The 15011-nt window shown below is 55.2% G+C and carries 16 protein-coding genes and 1 pseudogene; 11 read left to right on the top strand and 6 right to left on the bottom strand.

Annotated features, from left to right (window positions below; all coding sequences use genetic code 11):
• Positions 1 to 167: 167 nt before the first annotated feature.
• Entirely contained in the window at positions 168 to 695 is a 528-nt protein-coding gene (locus IQ273_RS20665; RefSeq protein ID WP_194025052.1) for a hypothetical protein, read from the top strand.
• A gap of 522 nt (positions 696 to 1217) precedes the next feature.
• On the opposite strand, the gene IQ273_RS20660 is transcribed toward IQ273_RS20665, so the two are convergent.
• From IQ273_RS20660 to IQ273_RS20635, 6 genes are all read right to left on the bottom strand, one after another.
• A complete protein-coding gene (locus IQ273_RS20660) occupies positions 1218 to 1667 on the bottom strand; it encodes an SH3 domain-containing protein (protein WP_194025051.1) in 450 nt (149 codons plus the stop codon).
• 8 nt (positions 1668 to 1675) lie between these two features.
• Positions 1676 to 2857 carry a glycoside hydrolase family protein gene (locus IQ273_RS20655; protein ID WP_194025050.1) on the bottom strand — a complete coding sequence of 394 codons (1182 nt, stop codon included), beginning with the start codon at positions 2855 to 2857 and terminating at the stop codon, positions 1676 to 1678.
• Positions 2858 to 2941: 84 nt separating this feature from the next.
• Positions 2942 to 3301: a hypothetical protein gene (locus tag IQ273_RS20650; protein WP_194025049.1), complete on the bottom strand. Its 360-nt coding sequence runs from the start codon at positions 3299 to 3301 to the stop codon at positions 2942 to 2944.
• Positions 3302 to 3406: 105 nt separating this feature from the next.
• Positions 3407 to 4945, bottom strand: a complete 1539-nt coding sequence (locus IQ273_RS20645; protein ID WP_194025048.1) for an ATP-binding protein — start codon at positions 4943 to 4945, stop codon at positions 3407 to 3409.
• Positions 4946 to 4949: 4 nt separating this feature from the next.
• Positions 4950 to 5696, bottom strand: a complete 747-nt coding sequence (locus IQ273_RS20640; protein ID WP_194025047.1) for a hypothetical protein — start codon at positions 5694 to 5696, stop codon at positions 4950 to 4952.
• Positions 5697 to 5800: 104 nt separating this feature from the next.
• Positions 5801 to 6313 (bottom strand): hypothetical protein, encoded by a 513-nt coding sequence (locus IQ273_RS20635; RefSeq protein WP_194025046.1) that lies wholly within the window; start codon positions 6311 to 6313, stop codon positions 5801 to 5803.
• Positions 6314 to 6515: 202 nt separating this feature from the next.
• Between IQ273_RS20635 and IQ273_RS20630 the strand changes: the two genes are divergently transcribed.
• The 10 genes and pseudogenes from IQ273_RS20630 to IQ273_RS35885 form a co-directional block, all read left to right on the top strand.
• Complete coding sequence (locus IQ273_RS20630; protein ID WP_194025045.1) at positions 6516 to 6701, top strand: hypothetical protein; 186 nt, start codon at positions 6516 to 6518, stop codon at positions 6699 to 6701.
• Entirely contained in the window at positions 6698 to 6964 is a 267-nt protein-coding gene (locus IQ273_RS20625) for a hypothetical protein (protein WP_194025044.1), read from the top strand. The genes IQ273_RS20630 and IQ273_RS20625 overlap by 4 nt, the downstream gene beginning before the upstream one ends.
• Positions 6965 to 7221: 257 nt before the next feature.
• Entirely contained in the window at positions 7222 to 9084 is a 1863-nt protein-coding gene (locus tag IQ273_RS20620) for a bifunctional DNA primase/polymerase (protein WP_194025043.1), read from the top strand.
• A 104-nt stretch (positions 9085 to 9188) separates the two neighbouring features.
• The gene (locus tag IQ273_RS20615) at positions 9189 to 9836 is read left to right on the top strand and encodes an AAA family ATPase (RefSeq protein WP_194025042.1); all 648 of its coding nucleotides are present in this window, start codon (positions 9189 to 9191) and stop codon (positions 9834 to 9836) included.
• A complete protein-coding gene (locus IQ273_RS20610; protein WP_194025041.1) occupies positions 9829 to 10143 on the top strand; it encodes a hypothetical protein in 315 nt (104 codons plus the stop codon). Before IQ273_RS20615 ends, IQ273_RS20610 begins: the two co-directional genes overlap by 8 nt.
• Positions 10144 to 10448: 305 nt before the next feature.
• Entirely contained in the window at positions 10449 to 10997 is a 549-nt protein-coding gene (locus tag IQ273_RS20605) for a site-specific integrase (protein ID WP_194025040.1), read from the top strand.
• A 178-nt stretch (positions 10998 to 11175) separates the two neighbouring features.
• Positions 11176 to 12627: an N-6 DNA methylase gene (locus tag IQ273_RS20600; protein WP_194025039.1), complete on the top strand. Its 1452-nt coding sequence runs from the start codon at positions 11176 to 11178 to the stop codon at positions 12625 to 12627.
• Complete coding sequence (locus IQ273_RS35425) at positions 12624 to 13802, top strand: restriction endonuclease subunit S (RefSeq protein WP_313898185.1); 1179 nt, start codon at positions 12624 to 12626, stop codon at positions 13800 to 13802. Before IQ273_RS20600 ends, IQ273_RS35425 begins: the two co-directional genes overlap by 4 nt.
• Positions 13799 to 14869: a PDDEXK nuclease domain-containing protein gene (locus tag IQ273_RS20590; RefSeq protein ID WP_313898184.1), complete on the top strand. Its 1071-nt coding sequence runs from the start codon at positions 13799 to 13801 to the stop codon at positions 14867 to 14869. The genes IQ273_RS35425 and IQ273_RS20590 overlap by 4 nt, the downstream gene beginning before the upstream one ends.
• Positions 14870 to 14926: 57 nt before the next feature.
• Positions 14927 to 15011: pseudogene (locus IQ273_RS35885) on the top strand (type I restriction endonuclease subunit R); the annotation flags it as partial.

The following is a 15011-nucleotide window of genomic DNA, read 5'->3' as shown; positions in this document are numbered from 1 at the left end:
ATACCTTCAGTGTCTTTTCTTATTAGCTTAAATTGGATCCGGTCTCAGTGATGACTCAAGGGGCAGGGAGAACACCTCTCCCGCCTATCTAGCTGTCGTCACCCGCCACGTTCAGTGTCGTCTAATAGAAGATCGGGCCTTTTGCTTTCCAGAAGGGAACTGATGGTGTGGATGAACTCATAGGTCAACCGTTTACTGTCTCATTTGGGTTTGGCGGCGACGACATGCTTGTGTCAGGCTCGGCCATCGACAGTTTTGATATTCTGATTGGCGGGGCTGGCAACGATTCCTACCGTATTACGGCTAATCAGACTGCTGTGATTCTCGATGGCGGGAATAGTCCTAATGACGTCCTCGATCTGGAAGGGGCCTCAGCCGAGAATGTTTTAGTTTCCACAATCGATGACGGGCGCCATTTGGTGTTCGATGTGCTTCAAAGTAACAGTCGCGTTGTTCTCCTTGACTGGCGTGATGAAGTTAATCGCATTAATACATTCCGTGCTGGTGAAACCGCTTGGTCGTATCAAGAAGTGGTTGAGCAGGTTAACGCTTCCGGGTCCCAGGATTTTTCCTGGTCTCAGCTTGGGGGGCCCTTTGACGATACACTTGCTCAGCTCGGTCTGAATTCCTCTCCAGCTGTCGATACCCTGATTCAAGCTTATCTTGACATTAATACGGCTGGCGCAATCGCTTGATACTTCGCGGGTGTGGTCTAACCGGAACTATCCCAAGCCCCTGGGTCTGGGTAGCAAGAATCCGCTGGTACTATGCCTTGAGGCGATGCGAGAGGTTTGTGCCCAGTCGCCTTGAGCGAGTTAACTGCAGGGTGGTGTTGAATAGTTGCCTCCCGGCGCAACTAGGCAGGCTGGACTAGAGCCCAAAACAAAACCCCCAGCGATCGCCAGGGGCAGATGTGAAATTCCATTTACGCCAAACAGCTTACCCCTGCTACCGCCCCCACCGACGAGGGCACCATGAGCTAGCAGCGGGCAGGAGTCCTGAATCGTAGATGCACCCTGAGAACTAATCCCCACCGGCACCGCTGGCCCGTGGGGGTTTTGTTTGTTTTCTGCGAGATCGCGCTACAGCAGGCTCACATTGCTACACCCAGGGTTCGCGCTGAGGCAGCACAGTGCGCTCGCGCCGGTGGCCGACATCTGCAGGTGGTGTTTGTGGTTGGAGCCGCCGTAGAGCCAGCGTTAGGGGATGGTCATTGTCTATTTCTGAATAGAGACAAAATCCCCAAACACCCAGCCCTGAAAGCCAGAGGTGGGGAATTGAACGTGATACCACTTTGAACAGTCCGGTTGGATCGCCTCGCCCATGACGGCGATTGACTCCCCGACCAAGCCATAGCTACCGATGTGGACTGAGGTAGAGGGCTGGGTCCGTACATTGACCCGGCTACCCTCCTTTTGCCCCGTAATGCGGGCGGCTAACCATTCCCCATAGGCAATCGTAGCGGGGGAACATTGCCCTGCTGGTGCCGCTGCTGGGGCTGGGCTGAGCTCGGGGGTTGGTGCCTCAGGCTGAGTTACCAACGCTTTGATATTGACGGGGGTATCCTGCATCGGGGCCACCGCAATACCGCCATCACCCGTAGGGCGAACGGTGCAGCTGCTGCTAACGAGGGAGATCGCGGCCAAGGCCAAAAGGGGACGACACATAGGAACTCCTATTGCTTGAGTAGTTCTGCTTCTTCGGCTCGCCGGTTGACTAACCCCGGCAGGGTTTTCATGTGCCCATTGACCTTGCCTTTGTCCCACTGCTTTAGAGCCTCGGCGGCTCCCTCAACGTCGCCTGCATTAAAGCGCTGCACAGCGGTGGACTGCGCCCCAGCGGGGCCAACGTTGTAGATAAAGCTAGTCCATGCCGTTTCTTGGGCGGGGGTCATAGGACGGGCGATCGCACCCTTAGCGATCGCGTTGAACTTAGCCAAATCATGGCGTTTATACTCAGCGGCCTGAGCCTCGGTGAGGCAGGAGTTACCCAGAGCCACGGCGCGGCCATCGGGGTAACGGGTGGTGCCGTAGCCAATGGTGGCAACTCCAACGGGGTCGAGGTAGGGGCACGGGCGAAACCCTTCCCACTGGGCTACAAATTGGGCTAAGTCTTTGCCCGCGCCAGCGCTGCCCAAGTAGGGCGATAGGTCAGCACCGGCGGGCGGTGCACCGGTTAGGGTGGCTTCGAGCACCCCTTTTTTGGGCTGCACCTTTGACCCACCGATCTTCTGTTCCCAGTGCAGGTGAGCCCCGGTACCGCTGCCACTGTTGCCCGTGCGGGCGTAGACCTCACCAGGGCCGTAGGTGCCGTTTCTACAGCTGCTGAGGTGCAGCGCTTGGTAGAACTCGGGGCCAATCCAGATAGAGGCCACCTGCCCCCCACCGCCACTATCCCACCAGCAGCTGACCTTGGTGCCAGCCACAAACGCTTTGAGCGGGGTGCCGGTGGGGGTACCCAGATCTACGCCTTTGTGGTCGCTGCTACAGCCGGGGCACGGTGGGGGGCGTTTGCCAAAGTTGGAGGTGACCGGAAAACCGGCCACAGTCATGCCCACCTTTACGGGTTCATCGCTGAGCCCGGTACTAACCCCGGTTGGCACCGAACTACCCACCAGGGGAGAAGCTCGGTAAAACAGGGTTTTGCTAGGAATGATCTGCTTACCGAAAAGGCGAACCGCTGGCAGGGCTACATGAAATTCCCCTTTGGCCAACAAGTTGTCGGCCTTTTGGTTTAAGCCAGGGTGAACGATCGCGGCGATCGCTGGTGCAATCAGCAGCCCAGTGAGCAGCCATCGCCCAACCTCATCACTGGGGCGGGGAATCTGGATAGTTAAGCTGTAGGGCTGGCTGACCATCGTTAATCCACTTGAATTTGTATTGCCCTGGGGCGGCCAGATCGAGGGCCAGTACCATCAGGGCCATTAGCACTACGGCGGCTCTCACTGCTCCGGGGCAGGCTGTCGCCGCTGCTCCAGAAAGTCTCGGGTGTTGCGCCCAGCGCGATCGCCCCAGTCGCCCACGTCGGCGCGCCGAATCGGGCGAATGACTGAAGGACCATCGCCAACCGCTAAAGAGATGCCAAAGTTCAAAACCAGGATGGCCGTAGCAAGAGCCCCTACCCCGCCGATGGAGTACAGCAGCAGCTTGACCGGGTGCGTAATGCACCACCACCACAGGTAGTAGCCAGTGGAGATCTCACCGATTACGCCTTTAGCTTTGTCATCCAGCGCTGGGCGACTGCCGTTGCTAGAAACAGGCTGACCGTTGGGGCCTAAAACTGGAGTGTGATGTTTACCCATAATTTCCTCTGGTGTGGATGTGGTGAAAAACCGGTGCGGTGGGGAGACGTGGGGAACGCTGAAACCTTTGTGGCCCCAACATCCCCACGTTCTCCAGCACCGCCCCTACTCAAGCCAGGTGGGCCAAGACGGCCATCCTGGCAAGATCTGGAACTCGGAACCCTCGCCGTCCCGATTCTTGGCCGACCACACCGCTACATTGGCGGCGATCGCGGTCTCGACTAAATTCCTAATGGCCTCGCGGCTGGTGATCTTGTTGGTCTTACCCCAGCTGCCTTTGAGGCGGGCAACCTCAGCCGTGCGCCATCCCTTCTGCCGGCAGAACAGCAGCAGCGATCGCAACTCGGCGATGGGGCGAATGGCCTCCCAATCAGGCAGAACCTCAAGGCCTGGCGCATCGGCCGCGACTGGACCTTGGTAGAGGCGTTCTGCGATCGCCTGCCAGGCTTCGGGATTAAAAGCGGCTTCTACGGTCTGCTGCACCTGCTGGGGAATGACCGGTGCGGGTGGCGCTGGGTCGTTCTCCAGGCCAATGCCCAGATACTCTAGGAGATCGCCAAGCTCGCGCTTGAGCCGACCAGGACTGATCAGCTCGGGCACCACCACCGGACTCATTTCGCTGTCGTTGTAGGGCTTACCAGGCGGCTTAAACCGAGCGGTTCCAGCCCAGCAGGGGTTGCCCCAATCGTCGGTTTTGCCGTCCACCTTGATGACAGCGGCAAACCTGAGTACCGACTCCAGAATGCCGCTGCCCAAGTCTTCACCGCCAGCCGTACCCTTTTTGTCGCCGTGCAGCAGCACGATCATGCCGTGGCCCTGCTTGCGGGTGGTGCGGTTGGCGTGGCTGAGCGTGGGTTGCGCAATGGGCGCTAGTCCGGGATAGCTACCGTCAGACCAGCCGGTAAACTCGTCGCAGATCAGGGTGTGACGGGTTTTGTTGTCCTGGGCGAAAGGTTCAAAGGGCTTCATCGCCTGCATGAGCCCTTCGCGGATCGACCCCTCGGGGTCACGGCTTAAGCCATAGAGCCGCCCCACTAGCCAGGTCGAAAACTGCAGGTTCTCTTTGGCATGGGGGTCAAAGATGGAGACTGGCCAGCCCCACAGGATGAACCGGAGCACGGCGATCGCATTGGCGATCGTGCTTTTGCCGCTGCCGCTGTCGCCGACGATCACCACGGTAGGGGCCATCAGGCATTGCCGGAGCCATTCATTCGCCCCTACCAGGTGCATGATCTTGGTTTTGATCGATGCCATAACCGCATCTTCAGGCACCAGCTCACCTGGGGAACCTTTAGCCCCAATGCCTTTCAGTCCCTTGAGGCCATCGGCGCGGTTGCTGGGGAGTGCTTCAGGGCGTAGGGTGGCGGGGTCACCAGAGGCCAGATAGAGGCCACTGCCGCCTAGGACAAACCCAAAGGCCATCAGCGCTTGCCCCAGCGCCTGGCCGCGCCGGTCGGTCGGAGCTTGATACTCTAGCTGCCCCTGCATCCGCCCCGATACCCAAGCATCCTCATAGACACGGGGGTTGTAGAGCTGAGGATTGGCCCACGCCAAGGCTCCGCCCACCACCAGGGCGGCTAACCCGCTGAGGGTGAGGCCCATACTGAGCATCTGCTGTTGTCGGTTGCCAAGGTAAAGCGCCATAAAACTACTCCATAGACTCCTTAATGAGGTCTGGTGGGGTGGTGCGGGGGTTGATGAGTAGCGGATTGACCGGGCTGCGTGCGGCAGGCTGATACTCTTTTAGGCGCATGATGGCGAATCGTTGACCGGTGAGCCCACGGGTCAGTTCTGAGCCATCAAACCGCACGTACTCTTGCGGGAATACGCCCCTGATGGCGGCGTGGTAGCGCACCAGCCCCTGGGTCAGGGCGTAGGCATCATCGGTCTGCAATGCGTCGTTCATCTGCCGGATGCCGTCCCCGGCGTAGCGCAACAGGATGCACTGCACGGGCTCTAGGGTTTCAACGCACCCACCGAGGTCGATGTCGCCGACCGAATCTTTAGTGTCTAGAGAGGCCGTCGCCACCTCTTTGCGGGCCTCACCTAAAAGCCGCTCGGTTTCCTTGGCGATGGGGTAATCCAGCGTTTTGGCCATCTGATCCTGTAGCCACAGGTCATAGGCTGGCAAAATCTGCACCAGCGCGTTAGCAACCTCTTCAGGTTCTTCGCTGCCCATCATGCCTGCTAGGGTTAATGGGTCGGTGCCCGTGAAGTCGTAAGCGCCTGGAACCCGTGGCGCGGGAGGGGTTTGGCTGCTTCGGTAGGGCAAATAGATAGTCAGGGCGATCCCGCCCAGGGCGGCCGCTGCAAAGGGAATGCCCCACTGCATGCGGGGTGATTGCGATCGATATTTCTGCCACGCTTGCCCCAGTGGGGCGGCTCGAAAAACCATGATGACACCCTGTCAGGTAGGAATTAATGGGCGATTGCTGTGTGGGATTTAGTGAGTGAACAAAACTGCGATCGCGACCCCAACCGTAGCCAGGGCCAGCAGAGCTAGGCGGCGGTATCGGGCGCGTCTGTGACGACGCCCAGTTCCTTTCCCACCGTGTTTTGCAGCTGCTGATGGGTGGCCAGGGCGGCGTTCATCTCTGCGATCGCCATCTCGTGGCCCAGCTGGCGACCCGACTCAGCTGCCATGCCTAGCAGAGCGTTTCTAAAGCTGGCCTGATTGCCCTTAAACGCTCCTATCGCCTGGGTGAGCTGCTGCTGTTGCAGGTGGCGGCTGAGTTCACTGTTAACGCCCCGAGTCGCCAGCGGTGGGGGTGTATAGACCGAGAGGCCACTGCCCAACACATCCACATGCTGAGCAGGTGGCGCGGGCGGTTCTGCAGGAATAAACAGCACAGCGGCAATTTTGTCTTGTTCGGCAGGGCTGAGCAGGGTGGGCAATCCTTTGCCCTGGGGCGTGCCTGAGATACCCAGGGCGGTCATCTTGCGACCGATTTCGGTATGAGATACCCCACAGACCTCAGCAAACTTGCGAATCGATAGTGGTTCACGTTCCACGTCGTTACACCTCTTGTTACAGATCAAATCTTCGTTAAATCAATGCTTTGGGCGATGTGGTGGAACCTGGTTGTTACACCTCTGTTCCGGTCACAATACGTTTCTAGAAATATTGATAGCACGAATTCTAGAAGTTGTGCCAAAATAAAATCTAGAAAGCGGATCGCGCTAGAAATCGTGTGGCACTATTGAGTCAAAATTTATGGATGCTAATGCGATGGCGGGTAACCGCAAGGCAGATCCCGACTATGGGCAAATATCAGGGTTGATACCCAAAACTCTGATAACTGAGTTCAAAGTAGCGCTGGCCCGATCAGGAGTAACTCAGAGCGAGGCCATAGAGCAGGCGATCGCCCTGTGGGTAGCACAGAAAGGGAATGCGTCATGACTCAGAGCGGCGACAAAGCCCACCGGGCCATGGTTGAGGTCAGACCGCTGTCGGTCGATGGTTTTCAGATGCCCGATGGCTCCTATCGGATGAGCCAAGCCCAGACTGCTGAGTACATCGGCAAAACCCCTCAGAACACATCAAATTCTTTGCGTTCAAAGGCTCTCAAAGCCTTACAGGAAAAGGAAGCACGGATCAAAGTTTTGAGACAATCGAGGTCGAATCTTCGTAGCAGCTCAGAGACCTGGGAGTTGAAGGAATGATGACAGACAGGCCAAAAGCGATATCAAAGCTAGTAATGCTCGGATCCGTTATTCCAAGGAGCACATGCAATCTGATGAACACCCTGACGATTTAAAACCACAATAACCCTGCAATCAGGGCGTTCTGGAGCTTGGCGGCAAAGAACGCTCTATCCCCAAAAAAAGATAACCCCGTGTTCCCGGAGCTTGGCGGCAAAGGACACGAGGTTATCAGGGGGAATCCCTTATAGCCGTAGACGCGGCAAGGAAAACCCGTTATGTCAATCAAAGAATGTCAGCGGCGGGCTGGCATTAGCTCCAATATAGTACCTAACCTAGGGGAAACTGCAACCCCCTTAAGGGTAGCAGATGGGATCCGCTTCGACCCCACAGATTTAGTAAACGCTCTACCAGACATCCCTATAGACTGGCCTTTAACCCCAGTTAACGACAAACGCCCCCTGCGACCCAACTGGGCAACAGAAGACCCACTACCCCGTGGTTACCTAGCCCACCAGTTGTTAAACGGCACTGCGATCGCAACCGACCAGGGCGAATACACTCAGCAGTGGGACGGGTTCGGCGTGCGCACTGGAAACAGTCTGGTAAGGATTGACCAGGACGGCCCGGCAGCTAAAGCGCTGCTAGCCGCCATAAGCAGCGGAGACTTACCAGCAACCCCATGCTGTACCTCTGGTAAAGATGAACGGAGGGCACTGTTCTATAAGTTCTCAGAAACTACACAGGCGTTGATTGCGGCAGCTGGCGGCTGGGGCGGGAAGAAAATCATTGCAGGCCCTGGCCAAGAATTGGATTTTGGCTACGACGGGAAAATGCAGGTGCTGCCCCCGTCAGCTCACCCCGAAACTGGAAAGTATTGGTGGCTCACCTCACCTCAAAATGTTGAGGTAGCCCAAGCCCCGACATGGTTAGAAGAGTTAGTCCAGCAATCAATAACAGAGGGAAGAACACCTGTAACATCACAGGAACGCCCCAGCAACACTACTCCTGCCGAATGGCCTCTATTGCCACCGATCGCCCTTACTGGCCCTGGAGAAACTAATGACGCCCTTCGGCAGCTCGCCAACTGGGGCTACAACAAGCTAGGCAAAAGAACGATTGAGGAGCTGGGTTCATACATCACTGACAACGCCCCCAAATTACCAGGGTGGAGTGAGTTTGCCTCTTTCAAATCAAGGCGCGACCTAGCAAAAGACAAGAACGGATGGGGATACCGTTGGGCAAAGTCGTGCATAAAGTATTGGGAATCTCCCAGCGCACAGCACAACCGAACAGCACCCGACACCCAATGGCAGGATTGGCTGCAGCAGGACTCAATAAGCCGGATGCAATGGTGCATTGATAAAGCCAAAGAGTTAGGGGAAAAATTTTTCTCTCAGAACGAACTCTTAAGACAGTTCAACCTGTGGGCAAAAGAGCAGTTTAAAAGAGGCTTTAGCAAAAGTACTTTTCTGAAAGAAAAAGCGAGTTGGTCTCACCTACTGGGAGGGACTGTACCACAGCCAGCGGTAACGGTACAAAACGTTCCTAACATAACTGCCCTGTACCAGCAGGAAAATCAAGGGTTACAGGGTGGTACAGGACTTTCACAGACAGCTGAGCCGGCCCTGGAATTGCCCCTGGCAACAGCAACTAAACCCGCTCAACAATTCCGTAAGGGCGATCGCGTAGTCATTAACGATGGGACTTGGCTGCCCTACTGCGGCAAGGTGGCCACTGTGCAGGCGCGGGTTACGGATGAGAGCGGCAATACTTGCTACCGATTAGACATCGACTACCAGGGTAGGCAGGGCACTAAGGCCCGCAAGTTTGAGGCGTTGCCTTGCTTCCTTGAGCCCATACCGAAATCACCTACCCCTACTGTTTCAGGTAGTCCCCAAGGGGCAGACCGAGGACAACGAGACAACTCCGATACCATCAAAGCTCACTGGACAGCGCTACAGGCCGCTCTAGGCGACAACAATCCGTTTGTAGGTGGGGAGTGGGAGGTTAGCCCGGCTGATATTGGCAAAGCTGCCTTCAAGCGCCTGAGAGACTATCTAACTCACGGAGGTATAGCCAACGATCAGCGCGACCACCCTACCCCTGGGCAAGATCCCCCGGCGGCCACCCTTACCTGATGACTGTAAAAAATACTGATGTAAGTCAGTAAATACTTACTGATATCAGTTTGTGTTTATTGTAATACTGAATCATAATTGGCTGACTCTCACTCGGTAAGTCGATGCCTGTGATCGCGGTCATTAATCAAAAAGGCGGTAGCTCAAAAAGCACAACCGCCGTTCACCTGATAGCGTGGCTGCATAGACAGGGGGCGCAATGCTTGCTTATAGATGCCGATGGCCAGCGCACCTCATCTATATGGCTTGAGTCGCTAGGGCAGAACATCGAGAGCAAAGTGATTCAAGATCCTGATGCCTTGCTCGATGCCCTCCCTAAGTTGGCTGATGAATATCAGTGGATTGTCATCGATGGCCCGGCTAATCTATCCGAGGCCACTAGGGCAGCAATCCTATGGGCTGACCTAGCTGCCGTCCCTTGCCAGCCTACCGGAGTTGACTTGGCCAGCGCTGGCGATACTGTGAGGCTGATAAAGCAAGCCCAGAAGATTCGAGGGGGATTACCTCAAGCTGCTTTATTTCTGGCAAGGGCAGTCAAGGGCACCCGGTTAAAAGGTGAGGCCAGCGAGGTCTTAGGAGCTATCCCAGAGACTAGGCTGCTGAGCACTATCATTCACCAGCGGCAGATAGTAGCCGATGCCTTTGGCCAGGGTGCGACGGTTTTCTCGATGACAGGTAGCCCTGCGGGAATAGCCGCTAGGGAATATGCCGAGCTATTTAAGGAAATGATGGAGCTGCTGAAAGATGCCTGAGAGAAAGAAGCTATCGCAGGATGTGATGAAGGAGTTTCTAAAAAATCCTGATGCTGTGGCAGAGAATCCACCGCCGACAGCAGAGCAACCACAACAGCCAGCCTCTAAAGAGCCATCCGATTTAACGGCCTCAGTTCTGGCAGAGTTCAAGGCGGGTAAATCAGAGCCACGAGTGAGGATGACTGTAGATCTCGTTAAGTCTAGGCACAAACGCTTAAAGGCCGTAGCTCAAGATTTAGAAACCGATATGAGCACCCTAGTCCGCACACTCATCGATAAATTTTTGAATGAGGTTGACAGTCAGTAAGTAAATCAGTAAGCAAGTCAGCACCTACTTACTTAAAGCTACTCACGCTGAATCGACGGCCTTATGAGTGTATATACTTAATTACCTAAATTATGGCCCTGTAGCTGCGGCGATATAAGCCCATCTTATTAATTAACGGTGGAATGCGGGTTTCAGCGTTTTCTAGCGGTGCTCGATTGATAAGTAGAGCGTAATTGGCACCCTTCGCCAATGCCGATATCCTAGAGCCCTTATAAACCGTCGATTTCTACTAGACATAAAATTAGTTACGTCTAGTAGAATGAAGCAAGCGCACTACGGATCCAATGAGCACGAACGGCCAGGCGAAGGTATTGACCCACGATGAAATTGCCCAGCTATTCGCGGCGATGGACTCTCCTAGGGATAAAGCCCTGTTCGGCATCATGCTCTACTGCGGGCTGCGGGTGAGTGAGGCGATCGCACTCCGACCCAGCGACGTCAAAGGCTCGGTGCTGGTGCTACCCGCCAAAGCGACCAAGGGCAAGCTGGCCACCCGACAGATCGACATTCACCCCAGGCTGGCGGCGCTGCTGGCCGCCTACGACAACGGCGGGGCGGAGTACCTGTTTCCGGGGCGACATGGCCGGGGTAAGCTGGCCCGGTCTTCGGCGGATTGGCTGTTGGACCAGGCGCTGGCCTACGCCGGGCTGGAGGGGGTAGGGATTAGCACTCACAGCTTTAGGCGCACGGCCCTGACCAACCTGAGCAATGCTGGGGTGCCCCTGCGGGTGATTCAGGAGATCAGCGGCCACCGCAGCTTGGCTAGCTTGCAGCGGTATCTGGAGGTGTCCCCAGAGCAGAAGAGGGCGGCGATCGCCGCCCTGAGTTACTGAAGCAGCCCCGGTTACGATTCCAGTTGCCTTGTGGGCAAACAGGGCGGCTGGGACAGGCTGTAGTCTGGTGAAGCGATGGCGCTTTAGGGATGTTCTGGGCAAAAATGGATGGGGCATTTTTGTACCGCTGGCTCTGTACCCTTGGGGCAAAAAGGTTTTTCCTATCTGGCGCGATTCTATGTTTGAGCAGACTTTCCGAAATATCGATGATGTCCTTTGGAAGGAAGCCGGTTGCACCACAGAGCTTGACTACACCGAGCAGACCTCCTGGCTTCTATTTCTGAAGTACCTCGACGACCTGGAGTACGAAAAAGCGATCGAAGCTGAACTCCTCGGCAAGCCCTATACCTTCCTGCTCGATGAGCCCTACCGCTGGTCTAGTTGGGCTGCCCCCAAGCTTTCAGACGGTCAGCTCGACCACGACAACGCCCTCATCGGCGACGACCTGATCGACTTTGTGAACAGGCAGCTGTTCCCCTACCTGCAAGGGTTTAAGCAGCGGGCCAGCAGCCCCAACACCATCGAATACAAGATTGGTGAGATTTTTGGGGAGATCAAAAACAGGTTTCAGAGTGGCTACAGCCTGCGGGATGCGCTGGAGTACATCGACGAGCTGCGGTTTGGCTCTCAGGAAGAGAAGCATGAACTCTCGCACCTGTATGAGGCCAAAATCAAAAACATGGGCAACGCGGGGCGCAACGGCGGGGAGTATTACACGCCGCGTCCGCTGATTCGCGCCATGGTGCAGGTGGTGAAGCCCCAACTGGGGGAGACCATTTACGACGGGGCCTGCGGCTCAGCGGGGTTTTTGTGCGAAGCCTATGAATACCTGCGTCGGGGCCAGCTCACCACCCAGCAGCTCGAAGACCTGCAAACCCGCACCTTTACGGGCAAAGAGAAGAAGAGCCTGGCCTATGTCATCAGCATCATGAACATGATTCTGCATGGCATTGATGCGCCGAACATCATTCACATCAACACGCTGACGGAAAACCTCAGCGACATTCAAGACAAGAACCGCTTCAATGTGATCCTGGCGAATCCGCCGTTTGGGGGCAAAGAGCGGAAGGAGGTGCAGCAAAACTTTCCGGTTAAAACGGGGGAAACGGCGTTTCTGTTTTTGCAGCACTTCATCAAGATGCTGAAGCAGGGCGGCAGAGCGGCGGTGGTGATCAAAAATACCTTTCTGTCGAACTCTGACAATGCTGCCCGCGCCATTCGGCGAGAGCTGCTGTCGAGCTGCAACCTGCATACGGTGCTGGATTGCCCTGCCGGTACGTTTATTGGGGCGGGGGTGAAGACGGTGGTGCTGTTTTTTGAGAAGGGCCAGCCGACGGAGAAGATTTGGTATTACCAGCTCGACCCAGGGCGGAATATGGGCAAAACAAATTCGCTAAATGATGACGACCTGAAAGAGTTTGTGGAACTCCAGTCGACATTTGCGGAAACGGCGAAGTCTTGGTTTCTGGATTTGGAGGATATTGACCCCCAAACTTTTGACCTGTCGGTGAAGAACCCCAACGCCCCAGAAGAAGACCCCCTCCGCGACCCGCAGGACATCATGGATGAGATTACGGCGCTAGATGCGGAGAGTGCTGAGATTTTGGCAGGAATTGGGGGGATGCTGTGAGGAAGGATTGGGTAATTAAAGAACTGGGAGATGTTTGCACTCTTCAGAGAGGGTTTGACCTACCTAAAAGACTCAGGCAGCAAGGCGAATACCCTCTCATGAGTTCGAGTGGTTGCATTGATACTCATGTGGAAGCGAAAGTCGCTGGGCCTGGTGTTGTGACTGGACGAAGCGGCAGCATCGGTTCTATTTTCTTCATAGAGGAAGACTTTTGGCCGTTAAATACCGCGCTGTACGTAAAAGACTTTCACGGTAACGATCCTCGATTTGTTTTCTACCTGCTCAATAAATTTGACCTGACCCGTTTTTCAAGTGGAGCTGGTGTGCCAACGTTAAACCGTAACCACGTCCACGGTGAGTTGGTTTACGTTCCTACCCGAGTTGCTGAGCAGAAGCGGATTGTGGCGATATTGGATGAGGCGTTTGAGGGGATTGATGGTGCGATCGCTAACACCGAAAAGAACCTCGCTAACACCCATGAACTCTTTGAAAGCTATTTAAATGTCATCTTCACCCGCAAGGGCGACGACTGGAGGGATTTAACGCTTCAGGAAATTTCAATAAAATTTGGCCGAGGAAAGTCTAAGCATAGACCCAGAGGTGACAAAAAATTGTATGGGGGAAAATATCCCCTCATACAAACTGGCGACATTGGCAACTCGAAACATCGAATCACCGATTATTCACAAACTTATAACGAATCTGGTCTTGCACAGAGTGAGCTTTGGCCTAGAGGGACAGTATGTATTGCAATTGTTGGAGCTAACATTGCTGAAACTGCCATTCTTGGCTTTGATGCCTGTTTCCCAGATAGCGTCATTGGGATCGTAGTAGATAATGACATCGCAAGTAGTGACTATGTTGAGTATCTCTTGCAGTTCTTTAAGTCTGAAATTAAGGCAAAAGGCAAGGGAACTGCTAGGGAAAATATTAACATGGGCACATTTGCCAATCAAAAATTTCCATTTCCTACTTTAGAAACTCAAAAAGTAATTGCATGTCAATTGGATGAGTTATCATGCCAAGCTGGGCGTCTTGAGGATCTCTACCAACAGAAAATCGCTGCCCTCAACGAACTTAAACAATCGATTCTGCAAAAGGCTTTCTCTGGCGACCTAACCGCCAATACTGCCGCCCAAGCCTCAAACGTAGCGCAGGAGGTGGCAGCAGCGTGAGCAATGACCTGACTCAACCCAGCAATCAACTATTTCAAGACATTGGGCAGCTCATTGATGCCGCCAAGCAACGCGCTGCCGTGGCCGTCAACGCCGAACTCACCCTTTTGTACTGGCAAGTGGGCACACGCATCCAAACCGAGGTGTTGCAGGGGCAGCGGGCCGAATATGGCAAGCAAATCGTCCTGTCATTAGCTGAACGGCTCACCCAGGTTTATGGCAAAGGGTGGAGTGAGCGACAACTGCGATTCTGCCTGCTCTTTGCTGAACGTTTCCCCGATTTAGAAATTGTGAACACACTGTGTTCCAAATTGAGCTGGTCTCATCTGCGCATGCTGAGCGGCATGGAAGACCCCCTCAAACGCGACTTTTACATCGAACTGGCCCAGCTCGAAAATTGGAGCGTGCGCCAACTCAAAGAACGCCTTGACTCCATGCTCTACGAGCGCACCGCCCTTTCCCGCAAGCCCGAAGACACCATTCGCCACGACCTGGCTCAGCTCCGCAACGAGCAAAAGATCTCTCCCGACCTGCTGCTGCGCGACCCCTACATCCTCGATTTTCTAAATCTGCAAGACCGCTACACCGAGCGCGATCTCGAAGACGCCATTCTGCGAGAAATCGAGCGGTTCCTGCTGGAGATGGGGGCAGGCTTCACCTTCGTTGCCCGTCAGAAGCGTCTGCAAATCGACGACGACGACTTTTACATCGACCTGCTGTTCTACAACCGCAAACTCAAACGCCTGGTTGCCATCGATCTGAAGCTGGGCAACTTTCGCCCCGAATACAAAAGCCAGATGGAACTCTACCTGCGCTGGCTGCAAAAACACGACCAGGAGCCGGACGAAGAGCCACCCCTCGGCATCATCCTCTGCGCCGGCAAGAAGCAGGAGCAGATTGAACTGCTAGAGCTAGACCGCAGCGGTATTCACGTGGCGGAGTATCTGACGGTCTTGCCGCCCAAGGAGGTGCTGCAAAATAAGCTGCACCAGGCCATTGAGGTCGCACGGGAGCGGATTGGGCCATCACTGCCCCCTACTGACAATGGCCCAACCACTGAGCCATGATGGAAGCGCTTTCTGGGAACTCTGGGCAAAAGTGCTTCAAATCAAATTGAGGGCATCGTGAACGAAGCCGAAACCCGCGCCGAACTCATTGACCCGGCCCTACGGGCCGCTGGCTGGGGCGTGGTAGAGCGCAGCCGAGCGC

This window comes from Nodosilinea sp. LEGE 07298, assembly GCF_015207265.1.
In the GTDB taxonomy this organism is placed as follows: Bacteria; Cyanobacteriota; Cyanobacteriia; order Phormidesmidales; family Phormidesmidaceae; genus Nodosilinea.
The sequence above is the reverse complement of the archived record's forward strand: the minus strand, read 5'-3'. Positions and strand labels throughout refer to the sequence as shown.

Excerpts from the sequence above, each read along its gene's own strand:
- IQ273_RS20660 (WP_194025051.1), bottom strand. The coding sequence starts at position 1,667 with ATGTGTCGTCCCCTTTTGGCCTTGGCCGCGATCTCCCTCGTTAGCAGC.
- IQ273_RS20655 (WP_194025050.1), bottom strand. The coding sequence starts at position 2,857 with ATGGTCAGCCAGCCCTACAGCTTAACTATCCAGATTCCCCGCCCCAGT.
- IQ273_RS20650 (WP_194025049.1), bottom strand. The coding sequence starts at position 3,301 with ATGGGTAAACATCACACTCCAGTTTTAGGCCCCAACGGTCAGCCTGTT.
- IQ273_RS20645 (WP_194025048.1), bottom strand. The coding sequence starts at position 4,945 with ATGGCGCTTTACCTTGGCAACCGACAACAGCAGATGCTCAGTATGGGC.
- IQ273_RS20640 (WP_194025047.1), bottom strand. The coding sequence starts at position 5,696 with ATGGTTTTTCGAGCCGCCCCACTGGGGCAAGCGTGGCAGAAATATCGA.
- IQ273_RS20630 (WP_194025045.1), top strand. The coding sequence starts at position 6,516 with ATGGATGCTAATGCGATGGCGGGTAACCGCAAGGCAGATCCCGACTAT.
- IQ273_RS20625 (WP_194025044.1), top strand. The coding sequence starts at position 6,698 with ATGACTCAGAGCGGCGACAAAGCCCACCGGGCCATGGTTGAGGTCAGA.
- IQ273_RS20620 (WP_194025043.1), top strand. The coding sequence starts at position 7,222 with ATGTCAATCAAAGAATGTCAGCGGCGGGCTGGCATTAGCTCCAATATA.
- IQ273_RS20615 (WP_194025042.1), top strand. The coding sequence starts at position 9,189 with ATGCCTGTGATCGCGGTCATTAATCAAAAAGGCGGTAGCTCAAAAAGC.
- IQ273_RS20610 (WP_194025041.1), top strand. The coding sequence starts at position 9,829 with ATGCCTGAGAGAAAGAAGCTATCGCAGGATGTGATGAAGGAGTTTCTA.
- IQ273_RS20605 (WP_194025040.1), top strand. The coding sequence starts at position 10,449 with ATGAGCACGAACGGCCAGGCGAAGGTATTGACCCACGATGAAATTGCC.
- IQ273_RS20600 (WP_194025039.1), top strand. The coding sequence starts at position 11,176 with ATGTTTGAGCAGACTTTCCGAAATATCGATGATGTCCTTTGGAAGGAA.